The 26071-nt window shown below is 64.8% G+C and carries 19 protein-coding genes and 1 pseudogene; 11 read left to right on the top strand and 9 right to left on the bottom strand.

Translation table 11 applies throughout. From position 1 onward, the window contains the following. Positions 1-5 precede the first annotated feature (5 nt). Positions 6-3215, top strand: a pseudogene (locus tag BGK68_RS18850) (error-prone DNA polymerase). 18 nt (positions 3216-3233) lie between these two features. On the opposite strand, the gene BGK68_RS18845 reads toward BGK68_RS18850, so the two are convergent. The 3 genes from BGK68_RS18845 to BGK68_RS18835 form a co-directional block, all read right to left on the bottom strand. Continuing rightward, on the bottom strand, positions 3234-4415 hold the full coding sequence (locus BGK68_RS18845) for a GGDEF domain-containing protein (RefSeq protein ID WP_075258340.1): 1182 nt from the start codon (positions 4413-4415) through the stop codon (positions 3234-3236). A 228-nt stretch (positions 4416-4643) separates the two neighbouring features. Beyond that, positions 4644-5585: a LysR substrate-binding domain-containing protein gene (locus BGK68_RS18840; RefSeq protein WP_075258339.1), complete on the bottom strand. Its 942-nt coding sequence runs from the start codon at positions 5583-5585 to the stop codon at positions 4644-4646. Between the two features lie 81 nt (positions 5586-5666). Further along, on the bottom strand, positions 5667-6443 hold the full coding sequence (locus BGK68_RS18835) for a FadR/GntR family transcriptional regulator (RefSeq protein WP_075258338.1): 777 nt from the start codon (positions 6441-6443) through the stop codon (positions 5667-5669). Between the two features lie 293 nt (positions 6444-6736). Here BGK68_RS18835 and BGK68_RS18830 point away from each other — a divergent pair, with 293 nt between their 5' ends. The 3 genes from BGK68_RS18830 to BGK68_RS18820 all read left to right on the top strand — a co-directional run bounded on the left by BGK68_RS18830 (position 6737) and on the right by BGK68_RS18820 (position 10534). Beyond that, on the top strand, positions 6737-8170 hold the full coding sequence (locus tag BGK68_RS18830) for an aldehyde dehydrogenase family protein (RefSeq protein ID WP_075258337.1): 1434 nt from the start codon (positions 6737-6739) through the stop codon (positions 8168-8170). A 139-nt stretch (positions 8171-8309) separates the two neighbouring features. Continuing rightward, complete coding sequence (locus tag BGK68_RS18825) at positions 8310-9068, top strand: SDR family oxidoreductase (protein WP_075258336.1); 759 nt, start codon at positions 8310-8312, stop codon at positions 9066-9068. Between the two features lie 158 nt (positions 9069-9226). Continuing rightward, positions 9227-10534 carry an MFS transporter gene (locus BGK68_RS18820; RefSeq protein WP_075258335.1) on the top strand — a complete coding sequence of 436 codons (1308 nt, stop codon included), beginning with the start codon at positions 9227-9229 and terminating at the stop codon, positions 10532-10534. A gap of 54 nt (positions 10535-10588) precedes the next feature. On the opposite strand, the gene BGK68_RS18815 is transcribed toward BGK68_RS18820, so the two are convergent. The 5 genes from BGK68_RS18815 to BGK68_RS18795 all read right to left on the bottom strand — a co-directional run bounded on the left by BGK68_RS18815 (position 10589) and on the right by BGK68_RS18795 (position 14575). Continuing rightward, positions 10589-10873 carry a hypothetical protein gene (locus BGK68_RS18815; RefSeq protein WP_075258334.1) on the bottom strand — a complete coding sequence of 95 codons (285 nt, stop codon included), beginning with the start codon at positions 10871-10873 and terminating at the stop codon, positions 10589-10591. Positions 10874-10964: 91 nt separating this feature from the next. Next, the gene (locus tag BGK68_RS18810; protein WP_075258333.1) at positions 10965-11681 is read right to left on the bottom strand and encodes an ABC transporter ATP-binding protein; all 717 of its coding nucleotides are present in this window, start codon (positions 11679-11681) and stop codon (positions 10965-10967) included. Beyond that, positions 11674-12432: an ABC transporter ATP-binding protein gene (locus tag BGK68_RS18805; RefSeq protein WP_075258332.1), complete on the bottom strand. Its 759-nt coding sequence runs from the start codon at positions 12430-12432 to the stop codon at positions 11674-11676. The genes BGK68_RS18810 and BGK68_RS18805 overlap by 8 nt, the downstream gene beginning before the upstream one ends. After that, complete coding sequence (locus tag BGK68_RS18800; RefSeq protein WP_075258331.1) at positions 12429-13637, bottom strand: branched-chain amino acid ABC transporter permease; 1209 nt, start codon at positions 13635-13637, stop codon at positions 12429-12431. The genes BGK68_RS18805 and BGK68_RS18800 overlap by 4 nt, the downstream gene beginning before the upstream one ends. A gap of 2 nt (positions 13638-13639) precedes the next feature. Further along, positions 13640-14575, bottom strand: coding sequence for a branched-chain amino acid ABC transporter permease (locus tag BGK68_RS18795; protein ID WP_075258330.1), 936 nt, complete (start codon positions 14573-14575; stop codon positions 13640-13642). A gap of 128 nt (positions 14576-14703) precedes the next feature. On the opposite strand from BGK68_RS18795, the gene BGK68_RS18790 reads away from it, so the two are divergent. From BGK68_RS18790 to BGK68_RS18765, 6 genes are all read left to right on the top strand, one after another. Then, a complete protein-coding gene (locus BGK68_RS18790) occupies positions 14704-16191 on the top strand; it encodes a protein adenylyltransferase SelO (protein ID WP_075258329.1) in 1488 nt (495 codons plus the stop codon). A 46-nt stretch (positions 16192-16237) separates the two neighbouring features. Continuing rightward, positions 16238-16633, top strand: a complete 396-nt coding sequence (gene msrB, locus BGK68_RS18785; RefSeq protein WP_013234224.1) for a peptide-methionine (R)-S-oxide reductase MsrB — start codon at positions 16238-16240, stop codon at positions 16631-16633. A 48-nt stretch (positions 16634-16681) separates the two neighbouring features. Continuing rightward, positions 16682-17302, top strand: a complete 621-nt coding sequence (locus BGK68_RS18780; protein WP_075258328.1) for a septation protein A — start codon at positions 16682-16684, stop codon at positions 17300-17302. Next, positions 17299-17583: a BolA family protein gene (locus BGK68_RS18775; RefSeq protein ID WP_013234222.1), complete on the top strand. Its 285-nt coding sequence runs from the start codon at positions 17299-17301 to the stop codon at positions 17581-17583. Before BGK68_RS18780 ends, BGK68_RS18775 begins: the two co-directional genes overlap by 4 nt. 91 nt (positions 17584-17674) lie before the next feature. After that, positions 17675-18451 carry a peptidylprolyl isomerase gene (locus tag BGK68_RS18770; protein ID WP_075258327.1) on the top strand — a complete coding sequence of 259 codons (777 nt, stop codon included), beginning with the start codon at positions 17675-17677 and terminating at the stop codon, positions 18449-18451. A gap of 494 nt (positions 18452-18945) precedes the next feature. Further along, complete coding sequence (locus BGK68_RS18765) at positions 18946-20070, top strand: porin (RefSeq protein ID WP_075258326.1); 1125 nt, start codon at positions 18946-18948, stop codon at positions 20068-20070. Positions 20071-20240: 170 nt separating this feature from the next. Here the strand turns inward: BGK68_RS18765 and purL are convergent, their stop codons facing one another. Continuing rightward, positions 20241-24266 (bottom strand): phosphoribosylformylglycinamidine synthase, encoded by a 4026-nt coding sequence (gene purL / locus BGK68_RS18760; RefSeq protein WP_075258325.1) that lies wholly within the window; start codon positions 24264-24266, stop codon positions 20241-20243. Positions 24267-24745: 479 nt separating this feature from the next. Between purL and BGK68_RS18755 the strand changes: the two genes are divergently transcribed. Then, positions 24746-26017, top strand: a complete 1272-nt coding sequence (locus BGK68_RS18755; protein ID WP_075258324.1) for an FAD-dependent oxidoreductase — start codon at positions 24746-24748, stop codon at positions 26015-26017. The last annotated feature ends 54 nt before the right edge of the window (positions 26018-26071 follow it).

The following is a 26071-nucleotide window of genomic DNA, read 5'->3' as shown; positions in this document are numbered from 1 at the left end:
AGCGCATGTCAACGACCCTGCCAGAGTATGCCGAGCTGTATTGCCGCAGCAACTTCAGCTTCCTGCAAGGGGCCTCGCACGCCCATGAACTGGTGCAACGCGCCATCGCGCTGGACTACCGCGCCCTGGCCATCACCGATGAATGCACCCTGGCCGGCGTGGTGCGGGCCTACGCAGCCTGGAAGGAACAGTTCGACAAAGGCCGCACGCAAGACTTCAAGCTGATCATCGGCAGTTGCTTTCGCTTCACCGGGCTCGAGGATGAGCCCGCCCATCCGCTGGCGGCCCTGACCTTGGTCGCGCTGGCCAGGAACCGCGAGGGCTATGGCAACCTCGCCGAGCTGATCACCCTGGCACGCACGCGCGCCGCCAAAGGCAGTTACCTGCTCCATCCGGAAGACCTGAGCGGCCCGCCGCCGGCCTTGTCGCACCTGCGCGCCCTGCCGGACTGCCAGTTGATCCTGGTGCCGGACTATCCCGCCGATGAAGAGACCCTCGACGCCCAGTTGCGCTGGTTCGCGCCGCTGGCGCCGGGCCGCTCCTGGGTGGGCCTCACGCGCCTGTACCGCCCGCTGGACGACCTGCACCGCGCCGCGCTGGAGGCCGCCACGCGCCGCCATGGCTTGCCCCTGGCCGCCGTGGGCGACGTGCAGATGCACCAGCGCTCGCGCAAGTACCTGCAGGATGTGGTGACCGCCATCCGCCTGGGCAAGCCGGTGCAGGAATGCGGCCATGCGCTGGCGCCCAATGCCGAGCAGCATCTGCGTTCGCGGGTGCGGCTGGGCATGGTGCATACGCCGGCCACGCTGGCCCAGACCCTGGCCATCGCCGCCGATTGCCGCTTCAGCCTGGCCGAGCTGCGCTATGAATATCCGGATGAACTGGTGCCGCTGGGCATGAGCGCGGCCGACTACCTGCGCCAGCAAACCCTGGCGGGCGCTGCCAAGCGCTATCCGCAAGGACTGCCGGGGGGCGTACGCGAACAGATCGAGGCCGAACTCGCCTTGATCGCCCAAAAGGAATATGAAGCCTATTTCCTCACCGTCTATGACCTGGTCCAGTTCGCCCGCTCACGCGGCATTCTCTGCCAGGGACGGGGATCGGCGGCCAATTCGGCGGTGTGCTATTGCCTGGGCGTGACCGAGGTCGATCCCACCTCCACGCGCCTGCTGTTTGCCCGCTTCATCAGTGAAAAGCGCGAAGAACCGCCCGACATCGACGTGGACTTCGAGCACCAGCGCCGCGAAGAAGTGATCCAGCACATCTACCGCAAGTATGGCCGCCGCCGCGCCGCGCTGGCGGCGGCCGTGCACAGCTATCGCCCGCGCGGGGCCTTGCGCGAGGTCGGCAAGGCGCTGGGGGTGGATGCGGCCATCGTCGATACGGTGGCCAAGTCGCAGCACTGGTTCGACAGCCGCGAAGAATTGCTGGCGCGCTTTGCCGAAGCCGGGCTGGACCCGGGACTGCCGCAGATCGAATTGTGGGCCAGCATCACCGGCAAGCTGCTGCGCTTCCCGCGCCACCTGTCGCAGCACACCGGCGGTTTCGTGATCGCACGCGGGCAACTGTCGCGGCTGGTGCCGATCCAGAATGCGGCCATGCCGGAGCGCTGCGTCATCGAATGGGACAAGGATGATCTGGAGTCGCTCAAGCTGCTCAAGGTCGATGTGCTGGCGCTGGGCATGCTCACCGCCCTGCGCCGCACGCTGGAACTGGTCAGCCTGCGGCGCGGCCTGCCCGAGGTGATGCAGATGCACGATATCCCCCGCGAAGACACGGCCACCTTCGAGATGATCTGCAAGGCCGACACCATCGGCGTGTTCCAGATCGAGAGCCGGGCGCAGATGAGCATGCTGCCGCGCATGCAGCCGCGCACCCAGTACGACCTGGTGGTGCAGGTGGCCATCGTGCGGCCCGGCCCTATCTAGGGCGGCATGGTCCATCCCTACCTGCGGCGGCGCGAGCTGGTGCGCGAGGGCGGCAGCTTCGACTATCCGGACAACACCAGCAAGAGCGGCAAGATCAAGAAGGTGCTGGAGCGCACCCTGGGCATCCCCATCTTCCAGGAACAGGTGATGGATGTGGCCATCGAGGCCGCCGGCTATTCGCCCAGCGAGGCCGATGACCTGCGCCGTTCCATGGCGGCCTGGAAACGCAAGGGCGGCATGGGGCCGCACTATGAACGGCTGGTGCTGGGCATGACCGACAATGGCTATTCGCGCGAATTTGCCGAGAGCATCTTCAAGCAGATCGAGGGCTTTGGCGAATACGGCTTCCCCGAAAGCCATGCCGCCAGCTTCGCCCTGCTGACCTATTTCAGCAGCTGGCTCAAGTGCCATGAGCCGGAAGCCTTCCTGTGCGGCCTGCTCAACAGCCAGCCCATGGGCTTCTACTCTCCTTCGCAACTGATCCAGGATGCGCGTCGGCACGGCGTGCAGGTGTTGCCGGCCAATGTGGTGCGCAGCCGCTGGGAATCGACCCTGGAGCTGCCCTCATCCGCAGGGGCGCGGCCCGCCGTGCGGCTGGGCCTGAGCTTGCTGCGCAGCATGCCGGCCGAGGCCGCCCAGCGCATCGAACAAGCCCGCACCGAAGGACCTTTTGCCGATGTGGATGACCTGGCCCGGCGCGCCGGGCTGGACCGCCATGCCTTGCAGGCGCTGGCGGCGGGCGATGCCTTGCGCGAACTGGCCGGCCATCGGCGCCAGGCGCTCTGGCATGCGGTGGGCGCGGTGCCCGACCGCGATCTGCTGCGCAGCGCCCCCCGTGGCGATGACGCCGTGCAACTGGACGCCCCCGGCGAAGGCGACCAGATCATCGACGACTACCGCGCCATGAACCTGACGCTGCGCCGCCATCCGCTGGCGCTGCTGCGCCCGACCTTGCAGCGGCGGCGCTTCATGAGCGTGGCCGATCTCAACACCCTGCGGAACCGCCAGTTCGCCTGCTGCTGCGGCATCGTCACGGTGCGCCAGCGGCCCGGCACGGCCAAGGGCGTCATCTTCATGACCCTGGAAGACGAGACCGGTTCGGCCAATGTGATCATCTGGCCTGCAGTGCTGGAACGGCAGCGCAGCGAGGTCTTGAATGCGCGTCTGCTGGGGGTGTATGGCAGCTGGCAGTGCCATGGCGAGGTCCGTCACCTGGTGGCGGGCCGGCTGGAAGACTGGACCCATCTGCTGGGGGAACTGCAACCGCGCAGCCGGGATTTCTTTTGAATGCCGGCGTGCTGTCGCTCAGAACGACATCGCCATGCGGTAGGCGTTGCGCCCCTCGTTCTTGGCGCGATACAACGCCAGGTCGGCTTCGTGCACCAGTTCATCCCAGCTGCGCTTGTTCCCCGGCTGCAACACCGCCAGCCCGACGCTGATGGTCACAGGATGACCATGCTCGAAGGCCTCGGTGCGTACCGACTCCAGCAGGCGCTGGCCGATCTGGCAGGCCTGGTCATGGTCGACGCCGGGAAAGACGGCGCAGAATTCCTCGCCGCCATAACGGCCCAGCACGTCGCCCGGGCGGCAGCTCTGAGCCAGGATCGCGCCAATGCCAGCCAGCACGCGGTCACCCGCCAGGTGGCCATGGCGGTCGTTGATCTGCTTGAAGTGATCGACATCGATGAAGGCCAGCGCCAGCACGCTCTTGCGCTCCACCGCCCGCGCCAGCAGCAACTCGCCACAGCGCACCAGCTCGCGCCGGTTCAGCGCACCGGTGAGCTGGTCTTCGGTGGCCAGGCGCTGCCGGTCGGCCAGCAGGCGTTCGAAATAGATCATCATCAGCGACACCGAGAACAGCAAGGAACCGCTCAAGGGAATCAGGTAGATCAGCGCCACGCCGGTATTGCTCATGGCCGGCGGAATGAACAGTTCAGGATGGGAGAACGACAGGACAAAGCGCGCCACATGCGTGCTGATGAAGATGAGCAGCGAGACGATGCCGATGCAGCGCCCGAAGCTCCAGCGCGCATAGCGCTGCGCCTGCGGCCCCGACATGCCGCGCGCGAATTCGCCCAGCGCCAGCCAGAACGTCAGCTGCAGGGCGACCAAGGCCAGATAGCTGCGTTGCGTGAAACTGACCTGGTAGAGCAGCAGGAGTGAGAAAAGGAAAGCATAGAGGCCCACCAGCAGCCACGGCCACCAGCCGGTGCGGCGCTGGTAGAAGCTGCGCAAGCCCGCCCAGGCCAGCAGGCAGCAGGAAAACAGGCCGGTATTGCCCGCCAGCAGGGCCAGCGGATTCCATACGCCGCCCGCATGGTTGTAGCCCACCAGCATGAGGCAGATCCCCGCCGCCCCGCACAGGCCCGACAGCGCCCACAGGCGCGTGCAGTGTTCCTTGGGCATGTTCATGAACAGGCCCGCCATGATCAGGCCGCCGCAAAACTGTACGAGGGCCAGTGCGATACTGGCAGTAGCTGCATTCATCCGGATGTGACTGCCCCCTCAGGGCAGGTGAAAATGGCGCAAAGACTCTGGATTGCCTCCCGTCATGGGCGCGCCCCCGCGCGCCCTGACAGGCATCCGGTTACTGCAGCGCAGCATCCCGGACGAGACCGGCTAGTGTAACCGAAGCGGCGTGGTCAAAATGCGAATTCAGCCCAACATCAAAAAAACTGAATCAACCTCCACCAGGAGGCAAGCAAGCGTCTCGGCTCACTCCCGTTCGAGCAATTCGGTATGCCCCCAGCGGCCCGAGCGACACAGTTGATCGGTGACATCGAGCACCAGTTGTTCGACCGCTGCCGCCGCCGTGGTCAGTGGAATATTGCGCGAGGCGCACAGCGCCAGGGTGCGCGAGATGCGCTCGCCGACGATGCGATGAGCCACCATCTCGCCGCGTTCGATGTCGGCCAGCAAGGGCGCCACCGGCAGGATGGTGGCGCCGATGTCGGCCAGGATGGCCGATTTGAGGATGGCCACCGAGTTGATCTCGATGACGTTGTCCAGGCTCATGCCCTGCGAGCGCACCAGGCTCTCGATGCGCGGCCTGACCCCGTGGGCCAGGCCCGGCAAGATCAGCGGCGCCTGGATGGCGCGCGCCAGCGGCACGCTCTTGCGCCCGGCCACGCCGTACTGCGACTTGGCGCGGGTGATGTACATCATCTCTTCCTCGATCATGGGCGTGGCCGCAAAGGAAGACAGCTGGCCGTCGTCGAACAGCACGGCCAGGTTGATGCGGCCGGACTTGAGCTGGGTGATGAGGTTGCCGGTCAACTCCTCGGTCAGTTGCAGCGTGATTTCAGGGTAAGTCGAGCGCACCGCGTTCAACAAGGGCAAGGCCAGCGCATTGGAGACGCTCTGCGGAATGCCCAGCGCCACCGTGCCCGAGGGTTTGACGGCGGATTGGCCGACGGCCTGCTTGGCGTCCTGCACTTGCTTCAGGATCGCCAGGGCGTGCTCGTAGAACACCTTGCCGGCATCGGTGGCGATGACGCCCTGGGCCGAGCGGTGCAGCAACTGGGCGGCCAGTTCGTCTTCCAGCTGGCGGATCTGCTGGGTCAGCGCCGGCTGGGCGATGTGCAAGGCGCGCGCCGCCCGTGACAGCGAGCCGTGATCGACAATGGCGACGAAGTAGCGCAGTTGGCGTAATTCCATGCGGGCGGGTCCTGTGTGATCTCGGGTATCTAGTTAGTGTCTGGTATCGCTGCAAAGCAAGTTGTCAGTAATATTTACAATCTACAACCCCGGGCGACTATTGAACATGCGCGTGCGGGCGTTCTCGATATGGCCGCGCATGGCGCGGCGCGCCCCTTCGGCGTCTTGCACGCGGATCAGCTCGAAGATCTGGCGGTGCTCGTCCATGGCGTCCTGCGAGCGCTTCCAGGGCGCGATATGCATCAGGTGGCGCAGCATGTTGACGGCGTGGCTGACATCGTATTCCAGCGTCTTCATCACCTGCACGAAGCGCAGGTTACCGGTGGCCGTGGCGATGGCTTCATGGAAGCCGAAATCGTAATGGTGGGCGATGCCGCCTACCCGGTTGGCCGCTTCGAAACCTTCCAGGAGGCGCTCCATCTTGTCCAGGTCCTGACGGTTGCGGCGCAGCGCGGCCATGGCCGCGCATTCGGGCTCGATCACCAGGCGCAGCTCCAGGCCGTTCATGATGTGGCCGATGCGGGTCTCGGGTTCCGCCCCGGGCTGGGCCGGGGCCAGCCCGGGCTTTTCCTTCACATAGGTGCCGGAACCGCGCAGCGACTCCACCAGTTGATCTTCGCGTAGCCGGTCCAGCGCCTGCCGCACCACGGGGCGCGAGACCTCGAAGAGCGTGGCCAGGTCGTTTTCCGAAGGCAGCTTGCTACCCACCGTGATGCGGCCTTCCACGATGGCATGGAACAGGGTTTCATACACCCGTTCGGCAAAGCGCTCAGGACGTACCGGCCCGAGACCGGCCGCGGCCAGGTTCAGGATGTCGCTGGAAGCACCGGGGCGCACCGGCTTGCTGGTATTGGGCATCGATTCGGTCTTTTTCGGGGTGGCTGACTGTTGCGCATGGTAGCGGATTTGCAGGGTAAGCGGCCAGTCATGCAGGGCAGGCAGTCAGCAAAGCAGTAAATTAAATTGACAGCTTGCCTGCACTGGCTTAGATTGACTCCCCAGAAAAACCAACAAGACCCAGGAGACAAGCCCTCGCCGACCGTCTGAGGACCCCGCGTCCGTGGCCGTGGTCGGGGTGATTTTGCGCCCCTGCCTGCCGCCCTGCTGCTCTTGTTGCGCCCCACCTCAAGCCAACCAAGGAACGCACCGCCATGAAACAGCACTTCATCGCCAACCGCTGGGTCGCGCCCGCCTCGGGCGAAAGCATCCCGGTCCTCGATCCCTCCGACGGCCAGCCCTTCGAGGCCATCGCACGCGGCAACGCCGCCGACATCGAGCAGGCCGTGAGGGCCGCCCGGCTTGCCTATGAGGGCGCCTGGGGCAAGCTTTGCGCCGCCGAGCGCAGCCGTCTGCTGATGAAGCTGGCCTACAAGCTCCAGGATCACCAGGAAGAACTGGCCCAGCTGGAAGGCCGCGACTGCGGCAAGCCCATGAAGCAGGCCCGCGCCGACGCCGCCGCCATCGTGCGCTACTTCGAGTTCTACGCGGGCGCTGCCGACAAGCTGCATGGCGACACCATCCCCTACCAGGCCGGCTACACGGTCCTGACCCTGCGCGAACCGCATGGCGTGACCGGCCATATCGTGCCCTGGAACTATCCGATGCAGATCTTCGGGCGCTGCGTGGGCGGCGCCCTGGCCGCCGGCAATACCTGCGTGGTCAAGCCGGCCGAGGATGCCTGCCTGTCCCTCCTGCGGGTGGCCGAGCTGGCCGCCGAAGTCGGTTTCCCCGAGGGCGCACTCAACATCGTGACCGGCTATGGCCACGAGGCCGGCGACCTGCTGGTCAAGCATCCCGATGTGGATCACATCTCCTTCACCGGTTCGCCCAATGTCGGCAAGCTGGTGGTGCGCGCCGCCGCCGAGCATCACACGCCGGTGACGCTGGAGCTGGGCGGCAAGTCGCCGCAGATCGTCTTCGAGGATGCCGACATGGAGGCCATGCTGCCGGTGGTGGTCAATGCCATCGTGCAGAACGCCGGCCAGACCTGTTCGGCCGGCAGCCGCCTGCTGGTGCAGCGCGGGGCCTATGAGCAGGTGCTGGAGCGACTCTCGGGACTGTTCTCGCAGTTGAAGGTCGGGTCTTCGCAAATGGACCTGGATTGCGGCCCGCTGATCCGCAAGACCCAGCAGGAGCGCGTGGCCGGCTTCCTCTCGGATGCACGGCGCGATGGCATCGCGCTGGCGGCGCAGGGCGAGATCGCCGTCGGTGTTCCGACTGGCGGCTTCTACCAGGCACCGGCCCTGCTGCGCGACGTGCCGCCGCGTCATCGCCTGGCGCAGGAAGAAGTCTTCGGTCCGGTGCTGGCGGCCATGCCCTTCGAGGATGAAGCCCACGCCATTGCCCTGGCCAATGGCACCGACTATGGCCTGGTGGCCAGCGTCTGGACCCGCGATGGTGGCCGCCAGATGCGGCTGGCGCGGGCCATCCGCAGCGGCCAGGTCTTCATCAACAACTATGGCGCCGGCGGCGGCGTGGAACTGCCCTTCGGCGGCGTCAAGGCCAGCGGCCACGGGCGCGAGAAAGGCTTCGAGGCGCTCTATGGCTTTACGGTCTTGAAGACCATTGCCATCCGCCACGGCTGATCTCGGTTCAACCCAAGGCGCAATCCGTGGCGCCATCGCCCACCTGCCGTTCGTCCTGAGTAGGTCCTTTCAGGGCCGTATCGAAGGCTCGCCGTCGGGGCGCCAGGTTCTTTCATACTTTCTTTCAAGGAGACACATCATGCGTTTGCAAGACAAGGTAGCCATCGTCACCGGTGGCGGTTCGGGTTTCGGTGAGGGCATCGCCAAGGCCTATGCCCGCGAAGGCGCGGCCATCGTGGTGGCCGATATCGGTGAGGTCGGCGGTCTACGGGTAGTCGAAGAGATCAAGGCCGCCGGCGGCCGTGCGGTCTTTGCCAAGGCCGACGTCTCCAAGCGCGCCGACATGGACCAGTTGCTGGCCACCGCCCTGGAGCACTTCGGCAAGCTCGACATCGTCGTCAACAACGCCGGCACCACCCACCGCAACCGCCCCATGCTGGAAGTGGAAGAAGACGAATTCGACCGCGTCTATGCCGTCAATGTGAAGAGCATCTTCCTCTCGGCCAAGACCTTCGTGCCCTACTTCCGCCAGGTGGGCGGCGGCGCGTTCATCAACATCGCTTCTACCGCCGGCATCCGCCCGCGTCCGGGCCTGACCTGGTACAACGGCAGCAAGGGCGCCGTCATCACCACCAGCAAGTCCATGGCCGCTGAACTGGGTCCGGACAAGATCCGGGTCAACTGCGTGAACCCGGTCATCTCGGCCACCGGCCTGCTCTCGGAATTCATGGGCGTGCCCGACACCCCGGAAAACCGCAAGAAGTTCGTCGCCACCATCCCCATGGGCCGCTTCTCCACCCCCGAAGACATCGCCAATGCCTGCCTCTACCTGGGTTCGGACGAGGCCGAGTTCGTTACCGGGGTGTGCATCGAGGTCGATGGCGGGCGCTGTGTTTAATTGTGTTTAAGGCTGAGGTGTAAAAATCTTCATGCCAGCGGTGAGGATAATGATTTGACAATACCCTCACCGCCACTACAATGCTGGGCACCGTCAACCGGTCACAAAGAACCGGCAACACAGAACAACGACACGTCAAACATCATCTGGAGCGAGACATGAGCTACCAAGCAGGCGCAGCCGCCGACGGCGCACGCGCATCCTTCGAAGACGCGACCTACAGCAAGGTCACCTGGCGGCTCTTGCCGCTGCTGTTCCTGTGCTACGTGGCTTCCTACCTGGACCGGGTCAACGTCGGCTTTGCCAAGCTGCAGATGCTGCAGGACCTGAAGTTCAGCGACACCGTCTACGGCCTGGGCGCGGGCATCTTCTTCCTGGGTTACTTCGTCTTCGAAGTGCCCAGCAACATGATCCTGCACAAGGTCGGCGCGCGCCTGTGGATCGCCCGCATCATGATCACCTGGGGCATCATCTCCGGGGCCATGGCCTATGTCACCACGCCGGAGATGTTCTACATCATGCGTTTCCTGCTGGGGGTGGCCGAGGCCGGCTTCTTCCCGGGCGTGATCCTGTACCTGACCTACTGGTATCCGGCCGCCCGGCGCGGCAAGATCACGGCGCTCTTCATGACCGGCATCGCCCTCTCGGGCGTGATCGGCGGCCCGCTGTCGGGCTGGATCATGCATGCCATGCCGGGCGTGTGGGGCCATACCGGCTGGCAGTGGATGTTCATCCTGGAGGCGATTCCCTCGCTGATCCTGGGCGTGATGGTGATCCTCTACATGAAGGACCGCATCCGTGACGCCGACTGGCTCAGCGAAGAAGAAAAACGCCTGCTGGAAACCAACATCAGCCACGAAGAAAGCCAGAAGGAACACCTGTCGCTGGGCGCCATGTTCGCCAATGGCCGGGTCTGGCTGGGTGCGCTGATCTACTTCTGCTTCGTGATGGGCCTGTACGGCGTGAGCTTCTGGCTGCCGACCATCATCAAGGCTACTGGCGTGAGCGATCCCCTCAACGTGGGCCTGCTGACGGCCATCCCCTACGCCTTTGCCGCGGCCGCCATGGTCCTCATCGGCCGCAGCGCCGACGCCCGCCGCGAACGCCGCTGGCACGTGGCCATCCCGGCCTTCATCGGCTGCATCGGCCTGTTGCTCTCGACCCTGTATGGCCACAACACCACCCTGGCCATGGCCTCGCTGACGCTGGCCAGCGTCGGCATCCTGACCACCCTGCCGCTGTTCTGGAGCCTGCCGACGGCTTTCCTGTCGGGCACCGCCGCCGCAGCCGGGATCGCGCTGATCAATTCGCTGGGCAACCTGGCTGGCTTCGTCAGCCCCTTCCTGGTGGGCTGGTTGAAGGACGCCACCCAGAGCACCAATGCCGGCATGTACGTGCTGGCCGCTTCGCTGGTCATCGGCGGCCTGCTCACGCTGACGCTGCCGGCCAAGCTGGTCAATCGATGACCCAATAGGGTCATGAGGCAGGAAGGACGGCGGCGCCATGGGGCCGCCGTTTTTTCATGGGTGCGCGCCGGACTGCGGGTCCAGCAAGGCCTGCATGGCCTGCCGCACCACGTCGGCGTGGGCCGCCTGCGGCCCCATACGCTGGCGCTGCTGCGCAACCAGTGCATCCACGCGGGCGCGGTCGCCGTGGCAGAGTTCAACCATCCGCGCCATCATCTCCAGATAGCCTTCAGGGTCGTGCAGCGGCAGGTCGTCGCGCTCCACGTAGCGCCGCCAGGCGCGGTCAGCGGCGTAGCAGGCCAGGACGGCCAGACAGATCAGGATGAGCCAGGTCAGCATGGCAAGCTCGCAGGAATGAAACCTGGATTCTGGCGCGCAGCTGCGGGCGGACGCCATCGCCAGCGCGTGAGAAAAACCCTTCGATTGCCCCTCAGAGCGCCAGCCACTCCCGCTGCACCGTCTCCTGCGCGCTCAGGCCTGCTGGCGTCCCCTCAAAGACCATCTCGCCCCGTCCCATCACATAGACCCGCTGGGACAGCTCCAGCGCCAGGGACTGCTTCTGCTCGACCAGCAGCACCGCCACGCCGCGAGTGCGCAGTTCTTGCAAGGCCTGCGCCACCTGCTCGACCATCTGCGGCGCCAGGCCTTCGGTGGGCTCGTCCACCAGCAGCAAGGAAGGATTGCCCAGCAGTGCGCGGCCCAGCGCCAGCATCTGCTGCTCGCCGCCCGAGAGCGCGCCGGCGGCCACCTGGCGGCGCTTGTAGAGCGCCGGGAACAGCGCATGGATATCCTCCTCGCGCCAGCCCCGCCCCGGCTGGGGACCAGGCTTGCGGCCCAGCAACAGGTTCTGGGCCACGCTCAGGGTCGGGAAGACTTCGCGGCTTTCAGGCACGTAGCCCATGCCAAGGCGGGCGATGGCGTGGGTGGGCAGCCCGCTGATGTCGCGCCCCTCGAAGCGGCAATCGCCCCGGCTGGGCAATAGTCCCATCAAGGCCTTGAGCAGCGTCGAACGGCCCGCGCCGTTGCGACCGAGAATGCTGACGATCTCGCCGCGATGGACGGTGAGATCGACGCCATGCAGCACACGGCTGTGGCCATAACCGGCTTGCAGGCCGGTCACCGAGAGCAGGACGCTTGCCTTATCCATGGCGACGGCGATCCAGATAGAGGGCCTGCACATCTTCATTGGCGCGGATGCGCGGGGCCGTGTCGCAGGCGATCACCCGGCCATTGTCCATGACCGCGATGCGGTCGGCCAGGTCGAAGACCACTTGCATGTCGTGCTCCACCATGAGCAAGGTCTTGCCCACGGTGACCTCGCGGATCAGCGCCACCATGGCCGCGCTCTCGGCCCGGCTCATGCCCGCCGTGGGTTCATCGAGCAGGATCACGGAGGCGTCGGCGGCGATGGTGACGGCCAGTTCCAGGGCGCGCTGCTCGGCATAGCTCAGCTCACCGGCGGCCACGTCGGCGCGGGCGGCCAGCCCGACCTGCTGCAATACCGCCAGGGCGCGCGTACTGGCCTCATGCGAACGACCAATGCGACGCCAGAAGGCATAGCGATAGCCCAGCGTCCACAACAGTGCGCAGCGCACGTTCTCGAAGGCCGATAGGCGCGGGAAGAGGCTGGTGATCTGGAAGCTGCGCGCCAACCCCAGGCGATTGATCTGCTGCGGCGACTGGCGCGTGATGTCCACCCCATGCAGCGTGACCCGTCCGGCATCGGCGCGATAGCGACCCGAGACCAGATGGAAGAGACTGGACTTGCCGGCGCCGTTGGGGCCGATCAGCGCGCAGCGCTCCCCCGCCAGCAACTCCAGGTCCACACCGCGCAGGATGGGGTTGCCATCGAAGGCCTTGTGCAGGCCTTGCAACGAGAGGGCCACTGCCGCAGTCATGATCGCCCTCCCTGGCCACGCCAGCACCACAGTGCCGCCACGCCGCCAGACATCAGCAGCAAGGCGGTCATCCAGGGTAGCGGCGCATGCACATCGACAGTCCAGCCCCACCAGCGCAGGGGCGCCTCGGCCAAGCTGCCCAGACTGGCCTGGTAGGCCATTTCGGTGGCCAGCACCAGCCCGGCCAGCACCGGCAGCGCCGCCGCCAGCCAGGCGATGGCGCGCACGGCCATGCGGGTGTCGAAGGCGCCGCTGCGCAGGATGCGCCAGCCCTGGTCGATCAGGCTGGCCAGCCCGCCCGGGGCGGTCATGACGATGAGGATGAAGAACGCGCCCAGGTAGAACTGCCAGGCTTGCGTATAGGCCGACAGCCAGGACGAGAACAGCACGCCCACCACGCCCCCGACGATGGGGCCATAGAAGTAGGCGCTGCCGCCGATGAAGGTAAAGAGCAGGATCGCGCCCGAGCGCAGCGCGCCTACGTACTCGGCGCTGACGATCTCGAAGTTGATGGCCGACAGCCCGCCCGAGACCCCGGCGAAGAAGGCCGAGAGGATCAGCGCCAGGTAGCGCACCCGCTGCGGATCGTAGCCGATGAAGGCGGCACGTTCGGGGTTGTCGCGCACGGCATTGAGGATGCGGCCCAGGGGCGTAGCGCGCAGCGCCCAGATGGCGATGGCGCAGACCAGCAGCCAGCCGGCGATGAGGTAATAGACCTGGATCTGCGGCCCATAGCTGATGCCCAGCACCGGCTCGCCGATGACGCGGTTGCCGGAAATGCCGCCCTCGCCGCCAAACACCTCGGGAAACATCAGCACGCAGGCCGACACCAGCTCCACCAGCCCCAGCGTGATCATGGCGAAGGTGGTGCCGGCGCGGCGCGTGGTCAGGTAGCCCAGCAGCACGCCGCACAGCGCGCCGGTGAGGCCGCCAGCTAGCGGCACCAGGGTCATGGGAAAGGCCAGCGCGCCCTCGGCCATGCGGTTCATCAGGTGGATGGCCCCGAAGGCGCCCAGGCCCGAATAGACGGCATGGCCAAAGGACAGCATGCCGCCCTCGCCCAGCAGCATGTTGTAGGACAGGCAGAGCAAGACCATCGTCCCCATCTGCGAGAGCAGCGACAGGGCAGCGCTTTGCGGGAAGACCAGCGGCGCGGCCAGCAGCACCAGCGCAAAGCCCAGCCAGGGCAGCAGGAGCCGCTTCATCCTCATCCCTCCCGCTGGCCCATCAGCCCCTTGGGCCGCACGATCAGCATCACCACCAGCAACAGGTAGGGCAGCACCGGCGCCACCTGGGCCAGCGTCAGGCGCAGCAGCGGCGCCAGCGCGCTGTCAGGAGCCACGCTCAGGCCGAGGCTGGCCAGCGAGACATCCAGCGCCACCGCGAAGGTCTGCATCATGCCGATCAAGAGCGAAGTGATGAAGGCCCCGGCCAGCGAACCCAGGCCGCCCACCACCACCACCACGAAGATGATGCTGCCCACGGCGGCGGCCATGCCCGGCTCGGTGACGAAGGCATTGCCGCCGATCACGCCAGCCAGCGCCGCCAGCGCGCAGCCGCCGCCAAAGACCAGCATGAACACGCGTGGTACGTTGTGGCCGAGCGCCTCGACCATCTGCGGATGGGTCAGCGCAGCCTGGATCACCAGGCCGATGCGGGTATGCCGCAGCAGCAGCCACAGGGCCAGCAGCATCAAGGCCGCCACCAGCAGCATGAAGCCGCGGTAGACCGGGAAGGCCGTCGTATAGAGCGTGAAGAGCGTGCCATCCAGTGCAGGCGGGATGCGGTAAGGCACCGGTGCGCGGCCCCAGACCAGTTGCACCAGCTCCACCACCAGATAGGACAGCCCAAAGGTGAAGAGCAGCTCCGGCACATGGCCATAGCGGTGCACGATGCGCAAGCCATAATGCTCCACCAGCGCGCCGGCCACGCCCACCACCAGCGGCGCGATCAGCAGCGCCGGCCAGAAGCCCAGTACGCCGGCAATCGCATAGGCGACATAGGCCCCCAGCATGTAGAAACTGGCATGGGCGAAGTTGGGCACGCCCATCATGCTGTAGATGAGCGTGAGGCCCGATGACAGCAGGAACAGCAGGAAGCCGTAACCCAGGCCATTGAGGAAGGTGATCAGCGCGAATTCCAAATTGCCAGCCTTGCCGCGAGAAGACCGGCCAGAGGCGGCCGGGATGAAAAGTGGAGCGATCCTATGGGATTCGCGCTTCTCTGTCAAAATAGCGCATTGCGCCCGGCTTCGGGCTCCACTGGCTGCCCATGACTCTTCCCTACCCGCGTCCCTATCCGCTGCCCCCGTTCGGCAACCGCTTTGCCGAGCTGCCCCCGGCTTTCCATACCCGGCTACAACCCACGCCCCTGCCCGCGCCCTATCTGGTCGGCTTCAGTGAAGACGCCGCCGCCAGCATTGCCTTGCCGCGCCCGCAGGCCGACGATGGCGATTTCCTCGACATCTTTGCCGGCAACCGCATCGCGCCGGGCTCCACGCCACTCTCGGCGGTGTATTCGGGCCACCAGTTCGGCGTCTGGGCCGGCCAGTTGGGCGATGGCCGCGCCATCACGCTGGGCGACCTGCCCGCCGCCGATGGCGCAGGCCGCATCGAGCTGCAGCTCAAGGGCGCCGGTCAGACCCCCTATTCCCGCATGGGCGATGGCCGCGCCGTGCTGCGCTCCTCGATCCGTGAATTCCTCTGTTCGGAAGCCATGGCCGCCCTCGGCATCCCCACCACCCGGGCGCTGACCGTGATCGGCTCGGACCAGCGCGTGCTGCGCGAGACTGCCGAGACTGCCGCCGTGGTCACCCGCATGGCGCCCAGCTTCATCCGCTTCGGCTCCTTCGAACACTGGTACTACAACCAGCGCTTCGACGATCTGAAGGTGCTGGCCGATACGGTGCTGGAACAGTTCTATCCCGAACTGCTGCGTGCAGAGAACCCCTATGCCGCCCTGCTCAAGGAAGTCACCCGCCGCACCGCCACGCTGATGGCGCAATGGCAGGCGGTGGGCTTCATGCATGGGGTGATGAATACGGACAACATGTCCATCCTCGGCCTGACGCTGGACTACGGCCCCTTCGGCTTCATGGAAGCCTTCGATGCGCGCCACATCTGCAACCATACCGACAGCCAGGGCCGCTACAGCTACCAGATGCAGCCGCGCATCGGCCAGTGGAACTGCTTCGCGCTGGGCCAGGCCATGCTGCCGCTGATCGGCACGGTGGAACAGACCGAGGCCGCGCTGGCCGACTACGAAGCCATCTTCCAGGCGCAGCACGACACGCTGTTGCACGCCAAGCTCGGCCTGCGCACGCGCCAGCCCGAGGACGAGCAACTGATCGAGGCCATGTTTGCCATCCTGCAGGCCAACCACGTCGATTTCACCCTGTTCTTCCGCCGCCTGGGCGATTTGCAGATCGGCAACACCGCCCATGACGAAGGCCTGCGCGACCTCATCCTGGACCGCCCCGCCTTCGACGCCTGGGCCACGCAATACCGCGCCCGCCTGCGCGCCGAAGACAGCGACGACCAGGCGCGCCAGCTTGCAATGCATGCGGTCAACCCCAAATACGTGCTACGCAATTACCTCGCCCAGGTCGCCATCGAGCGCGCGCAACAGAAGGATTTCAGCGAGGTGGCGCGCCTGCAGTCCATCCTGCGCCATCCCTTCGATGAGCAGCCCGAACACGACAAGTACGCCGACCTGCCGCCCGACTGGGCCAGCCACCTGGAAGTGAGCTGTTCTTCCTGAGCCGCCCACATCGCCACACATTGCCCTCATCAACAAGGAGCCAAGCATGACCAAACGCGTAGAAAAGACCGAAGCCCAGTGGCGCGAACAACTGGACCCGCTGGAATACCAGGTCACCCGGGAAGCCGCCACCGAACGCGCCTTCACCGGCCGCTACTGGGACCACCACGAGGCCGGCACCTACACCTGCGTGTGCTGCGACACCCCGCTCTTCACCTCGGACGCCAAGTTCGATTCCGGCTGCGGCTGGCCCAGCTACTTCGAACCCATCGACCCGGCCAACGTACGCGAGAAAGTGGACCGCAGTTATGGCATGATTCGCACCGAGATCATCTGCAACGTCTGCGACGCCCACCTGGGCCACGTCTTCCCCGACGGCCCGCCGCCGACCGGACTGCGCTACTGCATCAATTCGGCTTCGCTGCGTTTTGACCCGGCGTAAGCCAGCCCTTCGCACTATTTTTATTGACTCACTAAAGAAGCCGATCCGATGAAGTTCTTGTTCGACCTGTTCCCTGTCATCCTCTTTTTCGGCGTTTTCAAGTTCGCTGAAGCCGACAAGACCAAAGCGCTTGAATGGGTGACGCTGTACCTGAGCAGTTTCATGGCCGACAGTGCGCTACAGGAAAAGGACGCGCCCATCGTGCTGGCGACCGCCGTGGCCATCCTGGCCTCGCTGGTGCAGATCGGCTACCTGCTGCTGCGCCACAAGAAGGTGGACGCCATGCTGTGGCTATCCTTCGCCATCATTGCCGTCTTCGGCGGCGCCACCATCTATTTCCACGACGACACCTTCGTCAAGTGGAAGCCGACCATCCTCTACTGGTGCTTCGGCCTGGCCCTGCTGGTGTCACAGCTGTTCATGAAGAAGAACCTGATCCGCACCATGATGGAAAAGCAGGTCAGCCTGCCCGAACCGGTCTGGCCACGTCTGAATCTGGCCTGGATCGTCTTCTTTGCGGTCATGGGTGTGCTCAATCTCTACATCGCCTTCAACTACCCGCTCGACACCTGGGTCAACTTCAAGATGTTCGGCAGCATGGGGCTGATGTTCGCCTTCATCATCGGCCAGAGCCTGTTCCTGTCCAAGTACATGAAGGATGAGCAATGAGCGCTGCTGACACCCGGGTGCAGCGCATTACCGAGCGCCTGACTGCAACTTTCTCGCCGCAGGTCTGTCTGGTCGAGGATGAGTCTGCCCAGCATGCCGGTCATGCCGGTGCAGCCTCTGGCGGAGGACATTACAGGATCCGCCTGGTTTCCGACTTGTTCGAGGGCAAAAATCGGTTGAACCGCCATCGGCTGGTGTATGATTGCCTGTCCGACCTGATGCAGCAGGAGATCCACGCGCTGGCCATAGTGGCGCTCTCGCCGTCAGAGGCAACGAACTGAGACCAAGAACAAAGACCGACGCCTGCTTATCAAGCCCCTCCTGTTTTTCTTCTCCGTTTTGATTCATTCCTTTCTTTTCTAGGATTCAACAATGACATTCAAACCTGCTCGTCTGCTGGTGCTGCTGTTCGCAATCGCTTCCATTCCGGCCTTCGCCCAGAACCTGGCCGTGGTCAACGGCAAGGCGATTCCCTCCTCCCGCGCCGATTTGATGGTCAAGCAGATGACTGCGCAAGGCCAGCCTGACAGCCCGCAGCTGCGCGGCGCCATCAAGGAAGAACTGATCAACCGCGAAATCCTGATGCAGGAAGCCGACAAGCAAGGCCTGGCCAACAGCTCCGACGTCAAGAACCAGTTGGAACTGGCCCGCCAGTCCATCGTCATCCGCGCCCTGATCGCTGACTACCTGAAGAAGAACCCGGTCTCGGACGCCGACATCAAGGCTGAATACGACAAGTTCAAGGCCCAGGCCGGCGACAAGGAATACCACGCCCGCCACATCCTGGTGGACAAGAAGGAAGACGCCGAAGCCATCATCGCCAAGCTCAAGGCTGGCACCAAGTTCGAAGACCTGGCCAAGCAGTCCAAGGACACCGGTTCGGCAGCCAATGGCGGCGACCTGGACTGGGCGACCCCAGCCTCGTTCGTCAAGCCTTTCTCCGACGCCATGGTTGCCCTGAAGAAGGGTGAAGTCACCCCGACTCCGGTGCAGACCCAGTTCGGCTGGCACGTGATCAAGCTGGAAGACGTGCGTCCGGCCAAGGTCCCGACCCTGGACGAAGTCAAGCCGCAGATCGCTGAAGCGCTGCAACAGAAGAAGCTGCAGGCTTACCAGGAACAACTGCGCGCCAAGGCCAAGGTGCAATAAGCCCTTGGCGCTGCGGGAAGGCGTCTCGCCTTCCCCGCTGCAAGTTTCACCTTCATGCCCGGCCAGGTCCTGCCTGCCGGGCATGTTGCATTTTAGCTACGCTTCCTGCCTGTGGAAGATGAAGAAAATGGCTGAAAAAGGCCCGCAAAACGCCTCGAGACGCCTCGGAGCGCCACCGTCGGACGGCTGGAAAGCCACGCCAGAGGCCATAGAGAGAATTTTTCTTTATAAAAAATATACCGACTGATTTTTTCGACCGAGAATTTATTCTATAAATAATTATAAAAAAAAGAATTTCTCTGCACCAAATCGCGCATTTTGCGAACCGTCGTTCTGATATTCTTCATCCCTGTTCCAAATAGGGACAGGTTGCATTTCCCATCAGATCCAACAACAAGGGAGTGCAGCAATATAAGACGTGACGGGGAGGGGCACACAAGGTCGCTCCATGGCGTCATGACAAACACAACATCGTGGTTTCAGGAGAAATACCTATGAAGAAGAGTTCCCTGCTGCTGCTGGCAGCTGGCTTGACCAGCGGCGGTGCGGCATTTGCCCAGTCCAACGTCACCATCTACGGCATCGTCGATACCAGCATCCATTACCTGAGCAACGCCAATGCCCAGGGCAACAGCAATGTGCGCATGGATAACGGCGCCATCGCCAACAGCCGCATCGGCTTCAAGGGTACGGAAGACCTGGGCGGTGGCCTGAAGGCCATGTTCCAGCTGGAAAACGGTTTCAACAGCGACACTGGCGCCATGAGCAACTCCGGCGTGCTGTTCAATCGCCAGTCGTGGGTCGGCCTGCAAGGCGGCTTTGGCAAGGTTCGCGTCGGTCGCCAGAACACCCCGATGTTCGACCTGCTGGCCGATCACTTCGACCCGCTGACCGTGGGCAACTACGCCAGCAACTCCTGGCTGCCCGTGGCGGCCACCCTGGCCCGCCGCAGCAATATGCTGCGCTACGATGGTGACTTCGGCCCCGTCTCGGCGTCGGTCAGCTGGGGCTTCGGCGAAACCGCCGGCTCGGTGCGTACCGGTAGCCAGTTCGGCAGCTCGCTGCGTTACACCGCTGGTGCATTCGCCGTCGGTGGCGGTTATCAGCAGACTGTGAGCGGCACCGATTCCAGCCTCAAGCACACCTCGTGGACCCTGTCTGCCTCCTACGACTTCGGCCCGGCCAAGGTCTTCGGCGGCTGGATCAACATCAAGGACAACAGCGGCATCACTGGCTCGGTCATGGCCGCTGACAGCGACATCGGCACCCAGTGGACCTCTGCCGGCACCTTGGCGGCAGCCGCCAACAACCAGCGCAAGGACAACGGATTCTTCCTGGGCTCCAGCTACAAGGCAACCAATGCTCTGACCCTGACCGGCGCGTTCTACTATGACCGTAGCAAGAATGTCGCCTACGTCGCTCCGGTCGGCAACGTCGGCGACGGCAAGCGTTACGCCCTGGTCGGCTGGGCTGACTATGCCCTGTCCAAGCGCACCCAGCTGTACACCACCATCGACTACAACAAGGCCAAGGACGCCGCCGTGTACGAGTTGACCAACTCGGCCTCTGGCAAGAACAGCCTGACCACCGTCGGCGTGGGCATCCGCCACATCTTCTGATCTGCCTGAACGAGGCGCGCTCTTCCGGGAGCGTGTCTCTGCTGTTAAGGCATTCAGAAACAAAAAACGCAGTTCCTATTCGGAACTGCGTTTTTTTTCGCCTGAATGTTTGGGCCTGGATGTTGGCCTCGATGATCGCCCGGCGAACCGGGCAAGCTACCAGCGCAGGATCAACCCACCCACTTGCGGGCATTGCGGAACATGCGCATCCACGGCGAATCCTCGCCCCAGGAGTCGGGATGCCAGGACTGCGTCACAGTGCGGAATACGCGCTCGGCGTGCGGCATCAGGACCGTGAAGCGGCCGTCCGGCGTGGTCACCGAGGTGATGCCTTGCGGCGAGCCGTTCGGGTTGAACGGATAGGCTTCGGTGGCCGCGCCGCGATGATCGACGTAACGCATGGCGACGATGGCCTTGTCGATGTCACCGGTCTGCGAGAAGTCGGCGAAACCTTCACCGTGGGCGGTAGCGATCGGCGCCTGGGTGCCGGCCATGCCCTGCATGAAGATGGAGGGCGAATCGGCCACTTCCACCATCACGAAACGCGCCTCGAACTGCTCGGACTTGTTGCGGGTGAACTTGGGCCAGGCTTCCGCACCCGGGATCATGGACTTCAGGTTGCTCATCATCTGGCAGCCGTTGCAGATGCCCAGCGAGAAGGTGTCCTGGCGCTGGAAGAAGCGCGAGAACTGCTCGGCCAGTTGCGCATTGAACAGAATCGTCTTGGCCCAGCCTTCGCCCGCGCCCAGCACGTCACCGTAGGAGAAGCCGCCCACGGCGATGAAGCCCTTGAAGTCGTCCAGCTTGGCGCGATTGGCGATGAGGTCGCTCATGTGCACGTCCACCGCAGTGAAGCCGGCCTTGTGCATGGCGTAGGCGGTCTCGATGTGCGAATTCACGCCCTGCTCGCGCAGGATCGCCACCTTGGGACGGGCGGCTGCGCCCAGCGACAGGTACGGCGCGGCAATGTCTTCCTGCGGGTCGAAGCTCAGCTTGGGCGTCATGCCGGGATCGGTCGCGTCCAGCAGGCGATCGTATTCGGCATCGGCGCAGGCCGGGTTGTCGCGCAGGCGGGCAATGCGCCAGCTGGTTTCGCTCCAGACACGATGCAGCTCGGCGCGCGGCTGGCTGTAGATGTTCTTGGCGTCGCGCATGAATTCGATCACGTCGCGGTCATTGGGCTTGCCGATGATGTGACTGCACGCGCCCAGGTTGTAGCTGCGCAGTACGTTCATGACGTCCGACTTCTGCTCGGCCGGGACCTGGATCACGGCACCCAGCTCTTCGCTGAACAGCGCGCGCAAGGTCAGTTCATTGCGGCGCTCGGCCACTTGCGTGGTCCAGTTCTTGGAATCGCCCCAGTCGGCGGCATGCTCGCCTTCCATGGTGAGGATGTCGAGGTTGACCGAGATACCGGTATGGCCGGCAAAGGCCATTTCGGCCAGGGTCGCATACAGGCCGCCGTCGGAACGGTCGTGGTAGGCCAGCAGACGATCTTCGGTGTTCAGTTGCTGGATAGCGTTGAAGAAGGCCTTCAGGTCGTCGGCGCTATCCACGTCCGGGGTCTCGTTGCCGATCTGCTGCATCACCTGCGTGAGCGCCGAGGCGCCCATGCGATTCTTGCCACGGCCCAGGTCGATCAGGATCAGGACGGTTTCGCCCTTGTCCTTGCGCAGTTGCGGGGTCAGCACGCGGCGCACGTCGGTCACCGGCGCAAAGCCGGAGACGATCAGCGATACCGGCGAGGTCACCGACTTGGCGCCCTCTTCATCGCTCCAGGTGCTGCGCATGGACAGCGAATCCTTGCCCACCGGGATGGACACGCCCAGCGCCGGGCACAGTTCCATGCCCACGGCCTTGACGGTATCGAACAGCGCGGCGTCCTGGCCGGGCTGGCCGCAGGCCGCCATCCAGTTGGCCGAGAGCTTGATGTCACCGATCTCGGCGATCGGTGCGGCGGCGATGTTGGTGATGGCTTCACCGACAGCCATGCGGCCCGAGGCCGGGGCGTCGATCACGGCCAGCGGGGTACGCTCGCCCATAGCCATGGCTTCGCCCAGATACCCTTCCAGGCCCATGGCGGTCACGGCCACGTCAGCCACCGGCACCTGCCAGGGACCGACCATCTGGTCGCGCACGGTCATGGCGCCGACGCTGCGGTCACCGATGGTGATCAGGAAGGACTTGTCGGCCACGGCCGGCAGGCGCAACACGCGCTGGGCCACGTCCACCAGATCCATGCCGGTCAGGTCGACCGGAGGCAATTGCTTCTCGACGTGCGTCACATCGCGTTGCATCTTGGGCGGCTTGCCCAGCAGCACGTCCATGGGCATGTCCACGGGACTGTTGTTGTGCTCGGGGTCGATCACCTTCAACTGGCGTTCTTCGGTGGCGGTACCGACCACGGCGAAGGGCGCGCGCTCGCGCTCGCACAGGTATTTGAACAGTTCCAGGTGTTCCGGCAGGATGGCCAGCACATAGCGTTCCTGGGATTCATTGCTCCAGATCTCGCGCGGGGCCAGGCCGCTTTCTTCCAGGGGTACCTTGCGCAGGTCGAAGATGGCGCCGCGCTTGGCATCGTTGGTGATTTCCGGGAAGGCGTTGGACAGGCCGCCCGCGCCCACGTCGTGGATGGACTGGATGGGGTTGTCGTCACCCAGCGCCCAGCAGGCGTTGATGACTTCCTGGGCGCGGCGTTCCATTTCCGGGTTGCCACGCTGCACCGAATCGAAGTCCAGGTCAGCCGCGTTCACGCCGGTGGCCATCGACGAGGCTGCACCGCCGCCCATGCCGATACGCATGCCGGGGCCGCCCAGCTGGATCAGCAGGCTGCCGACCGGCAGGTCGTTCTTCTTGGTGTGCTTGGCCGAAATGTTGCCCATGCCGCCGGCGATCATGATGGGCTTGTGATAGCCCATGACCTGCCCGCCCACGTTCTGCTCGTAGGTACGGAAGTAACCGCCCAGGTTGGGACGGCCGAATTCATTGTTGAAGGCGGCGCCACCCAGCGGGCCGTCGATCATGATCTGCAAAGGCGAAGCAATGCGCTCGGGCTTGCCGTAGATGCCGCCCTGGGCGTGGGCGTCGCGCTCGGCGACCGGCTGGGCGACATCGCGGGCGTTTTCCCAGGGTTGCACGGCGTGGGTGACCATCAGGTTGGAGACGGTAAAGCCGGTCAGGCCGGCCTTGGGCTTGGAGCCGCGACCGGTCGCACCTTCGTCGCGGATCTCGCCGCCGGCGCCGGTGGAGGCGCCCGGGAACGGGGAGATGGCGGTCGGGTGGTTGTGGGTCTCCACCTTCATCAGGATGTGGGTCAGCTCTTCCGAGGCTTCATACACGTTGCCCTTGGTGGCGCCACGCTGGTAGAAGCGCGAGACGGTTGCGCCCTCAATGATGGAGGAGTTGTCCGAATAGGCCACCACGGTGCCCTTGGGAGCCAACTGGTGGGTGTTCTTGATCATGCCGAACAGCGACTTGTCCTGCTTCTGGCCATCGACGGTCCAGTCGGCGTTGAAGATCTTGTGGCGGCAGTGTTCGCTGTTGGCCTGGGCGAACATCATCAGTTCAACGTCAGTCGGATTGCGCTGGGCCTTGGTGAAGGCTTCCACCAGATAATCGATCTCGTCATCCGACAGGGCCAGGCCCAGCTCGGTGTTGGCGCGTTCCAGCGCGGCGCGGCCGCCGCCGAGCACGTCCACGGACTCCAGCGGCTTGGCCTGCAGTTCGGAGAACAAGGCCGAGGCCTGCTGGGGATCGCGCAGCACGGTTTCGGTCATGCGGTCATGCAACAGCGCGGCCACGCCGGGGATGCTGGCTTCATTGAGCTTCTTGGCGCCGCCCAGGAGGCCCGTCTTGACCTGCACGCGGAAGATGATGCCGCGTTCGACGCGATGGATGTGCGCCATGCCGCAGTTGCGCACGATGTCGGTGGCCTTGCTGGCCCAGGGCGAAATGGTGCCCAGGCGCGGGATGACGACGAAGGTCTCGCCGTCGTCGCTGCCATTGAAGGGGTCGCCGTAAGTCAAGAGGCCATTCAGGCGCGCCTCGTCCTCCTGGGTCAGGGCCTGGGCGGCATCGACGAAATGCAGGTAGCGGCCGGACACGCCGGTGATGGCGGCGTCCACAGCTTGCAATTGGGTCAGGAGACGTTGGGTACGGAAAGCGGAAAGGGCATTGGAGCCCGGCAGGATCAGCATGGCGGAGTCGAGGCAGTTAGCTTGAATCGGGAAAACCGTCGCAGCAGCGCGGCAGGGATCGGTCCACCGGCACCGGCCAACCCGTCATGGCGCATTGCACAAGGGAAAAACCGTGCAGGCCGGGGGTCGTCGGAATGATGGATCGTGCGCGCGTCAGCTGGCAAAGCGCGCATTATACCGTGGTCCCGCCCCGACGTCCCGCCCAAAGCGAGCTTTCCACGCTGCCTCCGGTGGCCCCACCCAAAGAGGCTGTCATCGGGGACGCGGCGCCAGACGTTGTCACTCCTAGACGTCAATTTGTGCAGGCAGCTTGTACGGCAAGCCAGGCGGCGGTGCTGCGGCAATAGCGCAACGACAACAGAATTTCGCGGTATCATTCGGCCCGCATCGAAAAACCCGGCTGGCGCTGCGGCAGCCAGCCTTGCGGGGGCAGCGATGACCATGACCACAGCGGCCGCGCCGCTTCCAAGACGAACAGAGTGAACAGCACACATCGACAGATCGCCGTCATCGGCGGGGGACTTTCAGGGATTTGCAGCGCCTACTTCCTGGCCACCAAGGGCTATGAAGTAGCGGTGATCGAACGCCGCGCGCATGTGGCCGAGGAAGCCACCTTCGGCGACTCCGGACTGCTGGCCCCGGGTACGGCCATGCCGCTGACCCTGCCAGGCGCGCTGGCGACCTTTGCCTGCCGCTTCCAGGACGAGCCCCGTGTGCTGCTGGCCTCCGGCGCCGACTTCGGCCGCCGCCGCTGGATGCGCGCCACGCGCACTGCCCAGCAACATCATTTTGCCCAACACAAGCTGATCCTGTCGCGCCTGTCCGCCTATGGCCAGGATCTGACCCAGCAACTGCAGGCCCACTACAACATGGAACACGAGAACAGCGCCGGCGTGTTCCACCTGTTCCGCCAGAGCGCCGAGGCGGCGCGCCTGCCCGCCCTGCAGGAAGCGGCCAGCCAATGCGAGTACAAGCAGCTGACGCTGGATGCGGCGGGGATTCGCGCCCTGGAGCCGGCCTTCTCCTCCGAAGCGGCGCTGGCTGGCGCGCTCTACTACCCCAATGACATTGCCGGCAACAGCGTGCTGTTTGCCAAGCAGATGCGCAATGCCGCGCAGGCATTGGGAGTCAGTTTCCATTTCAACTCGACGGTGAGCAGCATCCGCAGCGAATTCGGCGGCCGCGTCACGCTGGAGGTGCAGTCTGCCCACCTGGCCTCGCACCTGACCATGGACGCCGTCGTGGTGGCCGCCGGCATGGCCAGCGCCGAGCTGTTGCAGCCCCTGGATACCCGCCTGCCGCTGCGCGCCTTACAGAGCTACTCGGCCCTGGTACCGGTCAAGAATCCCGACGACGCCCCCGCCATGGCGCTCTACGACGACAGCTACAAGGTCGCCATGACCCGCCTGGGCAGCCGCATCCGCATCAGCGGCCTGCTGGGCTTCGTGCCGGCTTCGCAGACCCTGCCCCCGAAGGCCTTGCGCAACCTGCTCAAGATCGCCGGCGACTACTACCCCAACGCGGCCAACTACAACCAGGCCCACTTCTGGAGCAACAGCATCGCCATGATGCCCACCGGCCTGCCCGTCGTGGGCCCGACGCGCCAGGGCAACGTCTTCGTCAACGTCGGCCATGGCGTCACCGGCTGGGCCGCCAGCGTAGGATCGGCGCGCCTGCTGAGCGACATGATGGCCGGCGAAGAGACCGAGATCCCCACCGCCGGGCTGCTGCCGCGCGACGTCCTGGGCTGAGGCCCGGCTCCATGGCGGCCGCCTGATTTTCATGCGGACCGGGCCTGCGTAGAT

The organism is Herbaspirillum camelliae (assembly GCF_001929405.1).
GTDB lineage: Bacteria > Pseudomonadota > Gammaproteobacteria > Burkholderiales > Burkholderiaceae_D > Herbaspirillum > Herbaspirillum seropedicae.
Note: the sequence above shows the minus strand (reverse complement) of the source record. Positions and strands in the feature narration are given on the sequence as shown.

Coding starts and splice junctions, on each gene's coding strand:
- BGK68_RS18765 (WP_075258326.1), top strand. CDS start 18,946: ATGAAGAAGAGTTCCCTGCTGCTGCTGGCAGCTGGCTTGACCAGCGGC.
- BGK68_RS18775 (WP_013234222.1), top strand. CDS start 17,299: ATGAGCGCTGCTGACACCCGGGTGCAGCGCATTACCGAGCGCCTGACT.
- BGK68_RS18800 (WP_075258331.1), bottom strand. CDS start 13,637: ATGAAGCGGCTCCTGCTGCCCTGGCTGGGCTTTGCGCTGGTGCTGCTG.
- BGK68_RS18835 (WP_075258338.1), bottom strand. CDS start 6,443: ATGCCCAATACCAGCAAGCCGGTGCGCCCCGGTGCTTCCAGCGACATC.
- BGK68_RS18820 (WP_075258335.1), top strand. CDS start 9,227: ATGAGCTACCAAGCAGGCGCAGCCGCCGACGGCGCACGCGCATCCTTC.
- BGK68_RS18770 (WP_075258327.1), top strand. CDS start 17,675: ATGACATTCAAACCTGCTCGTCTGCTGGTGCTGCTGTTCGCAATCGCT.
- BGK68_RS18790 (WP_075258329.1), top strand. CDS start 14,704: ATGACTCTTCCCTACCCGCGTCCCTATCCGCTGCCCCCGTTCGGCAAC.
- BGK68_RS18845 (WP_075258340.1), bottom strand. CDS start 4,415: ATGAATGCAGCTACTGCCAGTATCGCACTGGCCCTCGTACAGTTTTGC.
- BGK68_RS18840 (WP_075258339.1), bottom strand. CDS start 5,585: ATGGAATTACGCCAACTGCGCTACTTCGTCGCCATTGTCGATCACGGC.
- purL (WP_075258325.1), bottom strand. CDS start 24,266: ATGCTGATCCTGCCGGGCTCCAATGCCCTTTCCGCTTTCCGTACCCAA.
- BGK68_RS18810 (WP_075258333.1), bottom strand. CDS start 11,681: ATGGATAAGGCAAGCGTCCTGCTCTCGGTGACCGGCCTGCAAGCCGGT.
- BGK68_RS18805 (WP_075258332.1), bottom strand. CDS start 12,432: ATGACTGCGGCAGTGGCCCTCTCGTTGCAAGGCCTGCACAAGGCCTTC.
- BGK68_RS18780 (WP_075258328.1), top strand. CDS start 16,682: ATGAAGTTCTTGTTCGACCTGTTCCCTGTCATCCTCTTTTTCGGCGTT.
- msrB (WP_013234224.1), top strand. CDS start 16,238: ATGACCAAACGCGTAGAAAAGACCGAAGCCCAGTGGCGCGAACAACTG.
- BGK68_RS18830 (WP_075258337.1), top strand. CDS start 6,737: ATGAAACAGCACTTCATCGCCAACCGCTGGGTCGCGCCCGCCTCGGGC.
- BGK68_RS18825 (WP_075258336.1), top strand. CDS start 8,310: ATGCGTTTGCAAGACAAGGTAGCCATCGTCACCGGTGGCGGTTCGGGT.
- BGK68_RS18815 (WP_075258334.1), bottom strand. CDS start 10,873: ATGCTGACCTGGCTCATCCTGATCTGTCTGGCCGTCCTGGCCTGCTAC.